We start from the raw sequence: 10308 nt of genomic DNA, 5'->3' as shown, positions 1-10308 counted from the left end.
CTGCCCTTACCCTGCGCCGTAACCACCCTTCTCGTTGGTTGGGTGGTTACTCGGGGAATGATCGTCATATCCTCCCGTCGAGGGCCCCTTATCCGCGGAAGGCTCTACCGAGCGTGGCCCTGTTGGACCAGCGTCGGCGAGTTCGGCCGGCTCCTTGACTCTTTCCACGGGGTGAGCCGGTGGCGGCGTTCTGGTTTCGCTTGATGCGACGTCATCTCGTGAGGCCAAAGCAATTCTCCATAGGTGGGAGGCTAGAAGGGTTCAGGATGTCGACCACTCCCGCTTGACCTCCTCCGCAGAGCGGTCGAGGCGAACCGTGTTGCCCTCGACAGCTCGGACGAAATCCATGGGAATGAAGTGGTGGAGCCCTTCGGCCGCCGGGTCCTTCTTCGTCAGCTTGATCTCACCGTGGTCGACATGATCGACGGTACCCACATGGACGCCATCCGATCCGACCACGTCAGCGTGTTCCTTGATCTGAGACACATCGACCATCGGTTTCACTCCCTGTTTCGGTCTCAACGGGAGGGGGATCGAGGCGTTCCTCCGTGATCGGCGCTAGGCCGCTACGGCCGGCAGCGGCTGGATGCGATCCAGTTCCGGGCCGATCTCTGAAAGCAGGGTCTCGCTCTCGAAATCGGCCTGAAGGTTGAGCCAGAACTGGTGCGATGTACCGAAGTACCGAGCCAGCCGGAGGGCGGTGTCGGTGCTGATGCCGATCTCCTCCTTGGCGATGCGCTCGATGCGAGAGCGAGGAAGGCCGAGCGCCTTAGCGACTGCGCCTGCGCTCAGCCTGAGTGGCACCATGAACTCCTCCCGTAGGACTTCCCCGGGATGGAGCGGCGGAAGGCGCTCGACATCCCCTCCGGCCTCGAAGGCCTGACGAAGGGTCGTGATGCTGATCATGTCGGACATGGCAGAGCCCCCCTTGGCTAGTGGTAGTCACAGAACTCGACCCGTTCCGGTCCTGCGTCAGTCCAAACGAAGACGATGCGGAACTGGTCGTTGACGGCGATTGCGTGCTGCCCGGCGCGATCTCCGATCAGGGCGTGGAGCTTGTTCGCGGACGGTGACTTCAGGTCCTTTAGGTCGACGGCGTTGTGCAAAGCGCGGAGCTTGCGTCGGGCAACCTTGAAGAGGTCGGCCGGGAAGCCTTTCGGGCAGCGGCCCTGAAACACCGCCTCCGTCATCCGGTCATGGAAGCTGCGGATCATCGCACCGCCCGTGTTGCACCCGTTGATACATGTATCGCTCACTGCAACATGCAGGTCAAGCGGGATGTACCATTCAGTGCAACAGCTCTAGGACGTGCCTTATGGCGGGGCGGGGCAATGAGCCCGCCTAATCGCCCCATGTCATTCTCGCACGGAACCGGATGCAATCCCCTCCCCGGTTCTCGAAAATGGGGCTTTTAGAGCGCGTGAGTCTGAGCGCGTTTCCCTTCGGCCGCCCCCATTCCCATTAAAAAAACTTGGTCCCTTTTATGGGGCGCACAAGTTCAGGTCGGCAGAGTGACGATCGCCTGGGTGAACTCGTCGCCTGTCACGGCATTCAGCAGGAACAGCGTGCTGACACCGGCGAAGGCGTTGCGCAGCGCTTCGATGTCGAGGAGGTCGCCCTTTGCAACCTTGACACCTTCCGGCTTGACACCTTCCGAGAAGCTGGCCTTGGCGGGGATCGCGGGTTAGAATACGGACGCTGGCGCCGCGCCGGGTGAGCTGTTCGACAGCGAGAGCAAGGACCCACTCAGAAACATGTCGTAGGTGATCGCGATGGCGGCGATCTCCCGGTGTTCGTGCAGGAGGGTATCACCGTCGATCGCCGAGGCCCGGCCGGTGATCGGCTCGGCCGCAGAGGCCGGAGCCAAAGCCAAGATGAAGGCGAGACCGTAAACGGGGCAGCGTATCGTCTTCTCCAGTTTTTGTGGCACTAATCGGCGACGTTGCAGCTTCCATGGCGCCGCGTGTAACAGCGACGGCTCGGAGCCTTTCGAACAATTCCGGCCATGACAGAGATTTCCCCCGCGACGTACCCATACAGCTTGGAGGTCCAACCTGCACCAGGATCCGAAGGGCAGTACCTCTGGATCATCCGGCGCAACGGGAAGGTCTACCAGCGGGCAGACCGGCGCTATCCATCTGAGGAGAAAGCCACCAAGGATGGGCTTGCTGTGATTGAGCGGCTCCTGGGCCCTGGCGGCGATAGGTTCTGATCGCAGCGCAACCCGAATAGCGGCAATCGATCTGCCGTGATCAATCGTCAGCCCGCGCGGCGGTGCTCAGCCTGCGCCCGCCAGCTGTTGCGGTCGCGCTCGACTACGGCGAGCCGGGCACGTAGCCGGTCATCTCGACCTGAAGCTCGCCGGCATCCACGGCCAGCTCAATGCACTGATCCTGTGCCTCTGCGAGCTGGGCCCGCGGCTCGACGTTTTCGATAGCGATACCGAGAGCATCAGCGGTTTGCTCGTCGCTCACTTAGGAGCGCTCGCGCTTTGCACGCGCGGGATCGAACACGTCCGTCACGGGAAGTGGCTCCGAACGAACGAGGGTCAATCTGGCCTGGCGCTCCGGTAGGTCCCGGGCGACAGGTTGGGACCCTGCCTTGAGGTGCAGAAAGCTCGGGTTTCCAGTTGCAGCCTCAGCCACATGGTCGATTGCGTCTAAGAGTTCGGCGAGGCTTCGTACCGCCGTTGGCTTGAGGCAGACGCGCCGTGACGCCGTCCGCCCGGCGATGAGCTGGGCTTCGGTCAGCGCATCGAAGTCACGGTGTCCCCGGCGTCTCTGGCTCATGGTTGACTCGGATCGCTGAGTGCTCCGGCTACCGCAGCCATTGCTGCCGCAGTTAGCACTCCGATGAAAGTTGCCGTGATCATACGTGAGGCCCTTTCCCTGTTTCGGTTATCGCAGGCGCCTTCCGTCCTCTGGAACGGCCGAAAGGTCGACGCTGTAGCCTTTGGCCGCCAACGCTTCGAGGACGAGGTACTTGACCGTCACGCGACGGTTCAGCGCTTCCTGGCGCAATGCGGTCCACACCTCATCCGGCACCTCAAATTTGAGGGCCGCTCCCTTAGAAGGGGCAATGGGGGATTTGGGTACTTGGGCAATTGCGGGCGCTGGCTCGAGAGAAGAAGCTGGCAGAGCCGGCAGGTCTTCTGGAGCGTTCGAAGCCCTGGTGAAACCCAAGTCGCTTGTTGCAGCCGCGAGCTGTTGTGCGTCCTCAGGGCTAGTGCGCGGGCGCGGCCGAGGCGAAGGCATGAAAGCAGGTTTGTTCATCAGGCGGCCTGCTGCTGCTCAGCCAGAGTCGTGAGCAACTCGTCCAGGACGCCCCGCACCTCGTTCAAAGCTTTCTGATCGCCATCGGGGCCAGCAGGAGTTGCTCCGGTGAAGTGGATGGACTGGTAGGCTGCGCGTTGGATGATCTCAGTGCGTAGCACCGGAATGCTCGCGCCCTGAATTTCCTGCCGGGCATGTTGAGCCACACGGCTCTGAAGCGGGGACATCTGCGTGAGGACCACACGAGCCGGGATCGGCCGGCGAAGCATGCGCTCCGCGCGCTGGACGACCTCATAGGTTCGAAAGACCTCTTGAAGGTCCATGCCAGAAACCTTGGTTGGGATCAGCACAAGGTCGCTCTCGGCAATAGCGTAGGTCACCGCCTGCGAGGCTGCGCCTTCAAGGTCGACCAGCACGACGGAGTAGTGTGAGGCCGCCTCCGAAATGCGATCAAGGATCGCCTTCTCGGTCACACCAGAGATCACATCAACGGTGCAGTCCTCTGCGGCCCTTTCACGCCAGGACGCTACATGTCCGTTCGGGTCGGCATCAATGATCGCCACAGAGCCGCCCTGCCGCGCAAACGCATCAGCAAGGCAGATGACGAGCGTCGTCTTCCCGACGCCCCCCTTGGTGGAGCAAATGCTCACAACAGCCATTGCCCTAGTCCCCATCAACGCGAGTGCCCGTGCACCCGATTGAGCTAGAGCCCGAATGGTCAAGAAATCGTAAACCCGACTGCCTTCTTGGACAAAAACCCCTTTGCACTGTTGGGCTAACGCTCAGGAGGGGTGTTTGGGAGGTATCTACGTGAGGTCCCAGCCCATGCCGACGCGATCCCGCACGGTTGGCCGAGAGCGGGGGGCCTCCACGCGTCCCGCTGCGGTGAGCGCGGCCGGTGATGGCTTGCGAGCTTTCTTCAGGGGCTTCGGAGGGATCGGGAGTAAAGCTGGCAAGCCGGACGCCTCGAAGATGTCGCCGGTCATTAGGGCACCTCCATACGAAGCCGAGGCCAGGCGCAAAGCACCACCCTGAGGCTTACCGTGCGAAGCATGGTCTGCCTTCCGACTACCCGATGACCTCCGCCAGCTACTCGGCGCAGCCCTCGGAGCTTGCCCGGTCCCTTGGCCTTGGGCAGGCGCGCAAGGATACGGGAAAGGCGAAGCCCGCCGCACCGGAAAAGACAGTCGTTGAAGAGGCCGCTGCGGCTCCTGAGAAGTCCAAGAAGGCCGGTCGGCCTCGGAAGACTCCCGCAGCAGCTTAATGGGCTTCCATAGACGGACGCTAGGCCATCCTGAGCCCAACCAGGGCAGATCAGGGGGGGGCGGCCCCAGCCCCGCCGCCCTTATGCGCAAGCGACATTCATGGTTGTGGTAGGGGAACGTGCAAACACGCCACATTGTTGGTCACCTGGACAACGATCCAGGAGGAAACATGACGCTAATTCGTTCGCTCGCCGCTGCCACGGCCATACTGACGCTCACGGCCGCCACCACGATCGCAGCTCCCTGCGCCGTCGGGACGACATCCAACAGCCAGGACAAACAAGCTGCCGCTGAAAAGAGCTCGAAGGTTGACGGCGGCTCCGATGCCAAAGTGACCCCTGGCGCGAAGGCTGAGTCGCCCGGTACGGTCGGCGCCATGAACAATGTCGGCTCGAATACCCAGCCGGCTGCCGGGGAGAAGAAGCCGGCCGAGGGCCAGGTGGTGAAGCCCGGCAGCGACAACTGCTGATAGTTGGTCCGGTCCAGCCCCTTGCCGAAGGAAGCCCCGCGACGCCTATAGCCGCGGGGCTACTTGCGAGACAAGGTTGAAGAGCAGGTGCTATTTCGCGCCAAAACCACCCTTCTTATTGGCAGGGTGGCTGCTTGGGGAATGATCGTCATGTCTTCCGGTCGAAGGGCCCTTATCCGAGACAGGCTCCACGGCCTTCTCGACGGGGCGAGCTAGTGGCGGGGTGTTCGGTTCAATCTTGAGGGCTGGGGACTGTGGCATGTCACTGAGCGCTATCCACCCCTTAAGGTCAGATACGTTGGCTGCTCGATATCCGTGATCCAGCTAGGCTCACGCCGCTCTGCGTAACACGGTGTACGTTGCCGTAGCTTCCGTCGCGGTACCCTTGACGGGACTGTCTATGGATCGCCTTTCCAAGCTCGCCAGCAACATGGTGTAGCGTAGCCTGGTCGCAGGTTGCTGCGATCCGTATCCCAAGGTCTCGGGTATGGGTTCGAGCGTAGAGAAAGGCAGCCAATCGAGCCCGTGTATGTTCGGGGATTCCCGCCACCAATTCAGGGATGGCGTCGGCGTGAGCGCGGTAGATCCTCCCAAGCTTGTCCTCGGAAATGGGGCAACCGTGGTCGAAATCCTCAATACCGATGGAACGAGCCTGGAACACGATGACACCTGCCGATTGAGCAAAGAACATCAATGGAAGGCCATGGTTAACGATTGGTGATCGGCCTTAACACCATGTAAGGCCCCATTAACAAACGCTCGGCTTGCACACCTTCACAGGTCGCAGATCCACCGATCCCGTTGTTTCTGGGTCACGGCTTAGCGAGGCATGGTCAGCCGGCTGTGGGGCGGTCTTCGGGATCTTCATAAGCTGAACTGCGCAGATGCAGCATAGAGCTAGGGATGCCAGCCAGAGAACGCCTCTTGCGGCTCTTACAGTGCGCTTTGACATGGCTCTCAGGATGAACCTGGATCGTTAGCGGATCCCTAACGCCATAGCTGCCCCGCCGCCCCGATCTGCTCACGGGGTCGGCGGGGTGGGTCGTCCATTCTCACGCTGAGCCGGTACGCAACTTGGCTCGACCGGAGGATGGGCGGAGGCGGTTAACTAACCGTAGCTTAAGTTTTTAATTCGCATCAGCGGCCTGCGCCGCTAGACTTGCTCGGATCATCGGCCGGATTGGTGTAGTTCAACCCAAACGGTCCCGTCCCGCTTACTTGAATCACAACTGGTTCTTCAGTTGACCATAATGAATGAGCCATATCCGCCGGTAAGGATACGAACCCCCCTGTTCCCAGTATCTTTCCACGTCCCTTATCTATTGTGCTTCCCATATCGTGCACGAGAGACCCTGATAAGATTGTCACCGTTTCTGCGGTTGAGTGGGTATGCGGAGCAATAGTCGTATTAGCCGGGATTTTCAGCCGCAGCACGAACGGTCCCGACTTAGCTGGATCACCGTCGAGTAAACTAATTTCGATACCTTTTGGCAGGTCATTGGGAGCCGGCTGCCACTTGATATCTGCAGCGTTTGAGATCGCTATCATGCCGTGCGTATCGGGCGCGATAGACGTGGAAATTTCGGACTGAGGAAGATTGTTTTTAACAAGGTACTTGATGCCTCGATCAAACGAGACATCGTTGTCTCCTCGAATATCCACGCTGTATGCCTGTTCAGGCTTGTCGCTTTTGAGGTCTTTTACATAAACGTTGATATTCAGTATGAGGTTTGAGACCTTCTGAATCTCACCAGTGATAGCAACATCGGCTCCAAGTTTCTTAGCATATTCTTCAGCGCACCCGTTACAGTGCCGCAAGTCCGACCCCTTGGTGACTTCTTCCTTCACGGGATCGGTTGATACGATGATGTAACGGCCGCTGTCTTTTAGAAGAGTGCGCAATAGGTCACTTAATGGTCGAAGACGTGCCCTATCGGCTTCGGTTGGGCCTTGGATGCCGAGATTGGCAAGCTGGAAGTCGAAAACTGCTGCCTTTGGGGGCTCAGCGTACGCGGCTGTCGCACTCAGTAGCGCACCTGCCAGGGAAGATAATATCTGCAAGCCAGCCTTCATAGTCGTTCCATCCTAAGTTTGTTGGAGGTGGAACGTGTCACGGCAGGAATGGTCCCGCGATCATGACAGCCGGAGAAAATTTCAAACTCGATACGCAGAGACGCCTGCCTCTCTCGAACTATGAGGTGCATCTCGACTTCCTGCCGATGACGCCGCCGCGCTCCCAGTTCGCCCCTCTCCTGCGTGCCCTCATGTCGGGCGTCGAAGTGGCTGCGGCCCTGGTCATCGTCTATGGCGGAATGGCCCTCGTCGGTCTCGCCACCCTCGCCTGAACGGAAATCCTTTTTCCCTCTTTCACTGCAAGCCTGCAAGCCGCAGTTCATGCAATGTGCAATCCCCTCGCCCGCTTCGTCCACCGCGATCCTGCCAAGCCTACCCTGCGCGAGCGCCCGACCGCCACAAAGGCGAAGGCCCCGCTGGTCCTCGGTGTGAGCCGAGTCCGGATGAAGCCTGTTCCTTGGTCGCGCCGACATCGCCTGGTTCCTCGGCCGGGCTCGCCGCTGGCGCTGCAACCTTCTGAAGCGGGTCGGCCATTAGGCGGGCCGGGGCAACGTTATCACCGCCGCTGTGCTAGTTGCGGTCTACGTGGTGGCGCTGTGATGGCTGCCGCTCGCCGCTCCGAGGCCCTGCCCTCGATCCCGGCCATCCTTCTTGCGCTTCAACCTCTGGAGGCTGCGCCGGGTGACGGCCGGTCTCAGGTGGGCTCGGGTTCGCGGGGACGTAAAGGCCGCGCCCACCTGGCTGACGCGATGGCTCAAAGCCTGCGCGGATCTGGAAGCATCACAGGCCGTGTGCAAGGCACGTCGCCGCGTTCGCTGAAGCCCTGCATCGCTGCAATCCGCAAGCCCGCTCCGCCTGCTCTTAAGGTTGCCGGGCTTCCGCGTTGCAGTGTCCGAGGGATGTTCCAGCCCGGAACGTCGCTCACTTTTTGATCGGCTGCCGACGCTCAGCTACGGGCGGCTTGCTGTGCTTCACTAGTATGTCGTTGAATGCCTCGACCATCAGCGTCTCGAGCGGCTTGTCGAGATCCTGGGCGAGGCGGGTCATCTCCAGCCAGCCGGCGCGGTTGACGCGAACCTGCATCGTCTTGAGGTCGTTCGGGATCGTAGGTGCCGGAGCCACGTCACGCGGGACGGCAGCCGGCGCCTCAGCCTGGGGTTCGACTGGACGGGACTTCTGCTCGACTATGGATGAGAGGGCGGGGCGCTTCGGAGGTGCCATGGATCGCGGCTTTCAGGGTTGGCGGTGTGAAGGGATGCGGGATTGCCGGAGGACTCACCAACTTGGCGACTGCCCTACGTCCGGCGCGGGAACTCGCGGGCGAGGGAGGAGACGGCAGACCACATGGTTCCGATCTCGGCGGCGGCTCGGCTCTCCGGATCGTACTCGTTGACGCTCTGGCCGCTAATGAGGGCGTGAGACAGGCTGGCGCGCTGGGACACCTGGCCGGGCAGGACCGGGGCGCCCATTCCGACAAGGATGGCGCGAGCCTCGGCGACGATCGTAGTCTCCGTCTCTCCCCGGGTAATCGGCGGGGCGGCGTTGATGATGCAGGCGATGGGGGCTTTGAGGCTCCGTGCCATCGCCAGCGTCGCGGCGACTGCATCGAGATCGAAGGGACCTGGCCGGACGGGAACGACGGTCACAGTGGCGCGGGACATCATTGAGGCGGTGAGCGCGGCGTTGTGGGGCGGGCTGTCGATCACGGCCCACTCGATCCCGTCTGCCTCAGCTGCGTCCAGGGTGGCGGCGATGGTGTTGCCGTCTGCCTTCGCCAGCAAGGGCGTCTCGGCTTCGCGGCGCTTGTACCAGAACGACAGGGAGCCCTGCGGGTCCGCGTCGATGAGGAGCGTGGGGCCGGCGAACTGGGCGAGCGCGCCGAAGTGAGCGGCGAGGGTGGACTTGCCCGAACCGCCCTTCTGCGTCGCCACGAGGATTACATGCATTCCGGGGTTCCTACGTCGAGGCTTTGCGGCATCCTGCATTGCCGTGATTAAGGCAACACTGACGAACGGAAAAGAGCGATTCCGTCGATGCGAAAATACGGAATGCAGGTTTGCAGGCAAACCGTGTTTCCGGCTTGCACAGGACTTTGGTTCGACTAACTTCCGATAACCGTTGTTCTCGGAAGTTTTGAGACGGGTAGGTCAAAAGGATTGTGAGACAATGAAGCCAGGGCTATATCCGTCGCCTGGTGTCGTCGGGGGTGAAACCGAAAGTCTCCAGCCGTTGGGCGCTTTGCCGGTCATCGTGTCGCCGATCGTCCAAGCGTACCAGCGCGCCTCGAAGGCGGACGCCACCGTGCGGGCCTATCGCGGGGATGCCGCCGCGTTCGGCTCGTGGTGCTCGCGGTTCGGCTTCCAATCCATGCCGGCCTCGGCACACGCCATTGCCGAGTTCCTGGTCCATGAGGCCGAGGCGGGGAGGGCGGTGTCGACCATCGGCCGGCGCCTCGCCGCGATCCGGTACGCACACAAGCTCGCCGGGTTCGCGGACCCGACCGCCGATGAGGGCATCCACGCGACGGTGAAAGGAATCCGGCGCCGGGTTGGGGTGCGGCCGACGCAGAAGTCTCCTGCCACGGCCGAGGTCATCACCGCCATGATGCAGCACGTACCGCTTGGGCTTGCCGGCAAGCGGGACAAGGCGCTGCTTGCTCTCGGGTTCGCTGGCGCGTTCCGCCGGTCGGAGCTCGCTGCGCTCGATGTTGCCGATCTCCGCGAGGATGCCGAGGGTCTGCGGGTCATGGTGCGCCGGTCTAAGACGGATCAGGAAGGGAAGGGCATCGAGAAGGCGATCCCCCACGGGCGGTTCATTCGCCCGGTCGCCCTAGTCCGTGACTGGCTCAATGCGGCGGGGATCACGGAAGGCCCTGTGTTCCGGCCGGTGTCACGGTCAGGGAGGGTGCGCAGGGCCCAACGCCTTACGGATCGGAGTATCGGGGATCTGGTGAAGCACTACGCCGCGCTGGCCGGCTTCGACTCCGCTCTCTTCGCCGGCCATTCGTTGCGGGCAGGCTTCATCACGACGGCGGCTGACCGTGGCGCCGACATGACCCGCATCATGGACGTGTCGGGCCACCGCGATCCGAGGACGGTCGTCGGGTACATTCGGCGGGCGAACGCCTTCAAGGGCCACGCGGGGGGCGGGTTCTTGTAAGCTCAAACGAAAACGGCCGGGGTTTCCCCCGGCCGCTCATTGTCGTGACGGCTGATCCGCTTAGCGGAGA

General features: G+C 61.9%; 13 protein-coding genes and 3 pseudogenes. 5 read left to right on the top strand and 11 right to left on the bottom strand.

From position 1 onward, the window contains the following. Window positions 1–261: 261 nt before the first annotated feature. The 7 genes and pseudogenes from IPV08_RS23845 to IPV08_RS23820 all read right to left on the bottom strand — a co-directional run bounded on the left by IPV08_RS23845 (window position 262) and on the right by IPV08_RS23820 (window position 3931). Entirely contained in the window at window positions 262–495 is a 234-nt protein-coding gene (locus IPV08_RS23845; protein WP_207414271.1) for a DUF2171 domain-containing protein, read from the bottom strand. Window positions 496–558: 63 nt separating this feature from the next. Continuing rightward, entirely contained in the window at window positions 559–915 is a 357-nt protein-coding gene (locus IPV08_RS23840) for a HigA family addiction module antitoxin (protein ID WP_207414269.1), read from the bottom strand. Between the two features lie 17 nt (window positions 916–932). Beyond that, complete coding sequence (locus tag IPV08_RS23835; protein WP_207414267.1) at window positions 933–1214, bottom strand: type II toxin-antitoxin system RelE/ParE family toxin; 282 nt, start codon at window positions 1212–1214, stop codon at window positions 933–935. Between the two features lie 293 nt (window positions 1215–1507). Beyond that, window positions 1508–1727 (bottom strand): annotated as a pseudogene (locus IPV08_RS24850) (NmrA family NAD(P)-binding protein); the annotation flags it as partial. Further along, window positions 1685–1930, bottom strand: a complete 246-nt coding sequence (locus IPV08_RS23830) for a hypothetical protein (RefSeq protein ID WP_207414265.1) — start codon at window positions 1928–1930, stop codon at window positions 1685–1687. The gene IPV08_RS23830 and the pseudogene IPV08_RS24850, both read right to left, overlap by 43 nt. A 385-nt stretch (window positions 1931–2315) precedes the next feature. Beyond that, window positions 2316–2474, bottom strand: coding sequence for a hypothetical protein (locus tag IPV08_RS23825; protein WP_210348693.1), 159 nt, complete (start codon window positions 2472–2474; stop codon window positions 2316–2318). A 797-nt stretch (window positions 2475–3271) separates the two neighbouring features. Then, complete coding sequence (locus tag IPV08_RS23820) at window positions 3272–3931, bottom strand: ParA family protein (protein WP_207414263.1); 660 nt, start codon at window positions 3929–3931, stop codon at window positions 3272–3274. 371 nt (window positions 3932–4302) lie between these two features. On the opposite strand from IPV08_RS23820, the pseudogene IPV08_RS24845 reads away from it, so the two are divergent. From IPV08_RS24845 to IPV08_RS23805, 3 genes and pseudogenes are all read left to right on the top strand, one after another. Beyond that, window positions 4303–4536: pseudogene (locus IPV08_RS24845) on the top strand (MucR family transcriptional regulator); the annotation flags it as partial. Window positions 4537–4706: 170 nt separating this feature from the next. Further along, window positions 4707–5006, top strand: coding sequence for a hypothetical protein (locus tag IPV08_RS23810; RefSeq protein ID WP_207414259.1), 300 nt, complete (start codon window positions 4707–4709; stop codon window positions 5004–5006). Window positions 5007–5535: 529 nt separating this feature from the next. After that, window positions 5536–5727 (top strand): hypothetical protein, encoded by a 192-nt coding sequence (locus tag IPV08_RS23805; protein ID WP_207414257.1) that lies wholly within the window; start codon window positions 5536–5538, stop codon window positions 5725–5727. Window positions 5728–6143: 416 nt separating this feature from the next. On the opposite strand, the gene IPV08_RS23800 is transcribed toward IPV08_RS23805, so the two are convergent. Further along, complete coding sequence (locus IPV08_RS23800) at window positions 6144–6554, bottom strand: cupin domain-containing protein (protein ID WP_207414273.1); 411 nt, start codon at window positions 6552–6554, stop codon at window positions 6144–6146. Window positions 6555–6596: 42 nt separating this feature from the next. Then, a pseudogene (locus IPV08_RS23795) lies at window positions 6597–7079 on the bottom strand (DUF3280 domain-containing protein); the annotation flags it as partial. 62 nt (window positions 7080–7141) lie between these two features. Between IPV08_RS23795 and IPV08_RS23790 the strand changes: the two are divergent. After that, window positions 7142–7351, top strand: coding sequence for a hypothetical protein (locus IPV08_RS23790; protein WP_207414255.1), 210 nt, complete (start codon window positions 7142–7144; stop codon window positions 7349–7351). Window positions 7352–8000: 649 nt separating this feature from the next. On the opposite strand, the gene IPV08_RS23785 is transcribed toward IPV08_RS23790, so the two are convergent. Continuing rightward, on the bottom strand, window positions 8001–8300 hold the full coding sequence (locus IPV08_RS23785) for a hypothetical protein (protein ID WP_207414275.1): 300 nt from the start codon (window positions 8298–8300) through the stop codon (window positions 8001–8003). Window positions 8301–8374: 74 nt separating this feature from the next. After that, window positions 8375–9025 (bottom strand): ParA family protein, encoded by a 651-nt coding sequence (locus IPV08_RS23780; RefSeq protein ID WP_207414253.1) that lies wholly within the window; start codon window positions 9023–9025, stop codon window positions 8375–8377. 283 nt (window positions 9026–9308) lie between these two features. On the opposite strand from IPV08_RS23780, the gene IPV08_RS23775 reads away from it, so the two are divergent. Further along, the gene (locus IPV08_RS23775; protein WP_246748208.1) at window positions 9309–10238 is read left to right on the top strand and encodes a site-specific integrase; all 930 of its coding nucleotides are present in this window, start codon (window positions 9309–9311) and stop codon (window positions 10236–10238) included. Window positions 10239–10308 lie beyond the last annotated feature (70 nt).

The organism is Methylobacterium sp. SD274, assembly GCF_017355285.1.
Taxonomy (GTDB): Bacteria; Pseudomonadota; Alphaproteobacteria; order Rhizobiales; family Beijerinckiaceae; genus Methylobacterium.
This window is presented reverse-complemented; position numbering and strand designations above follow the sequence as displayed.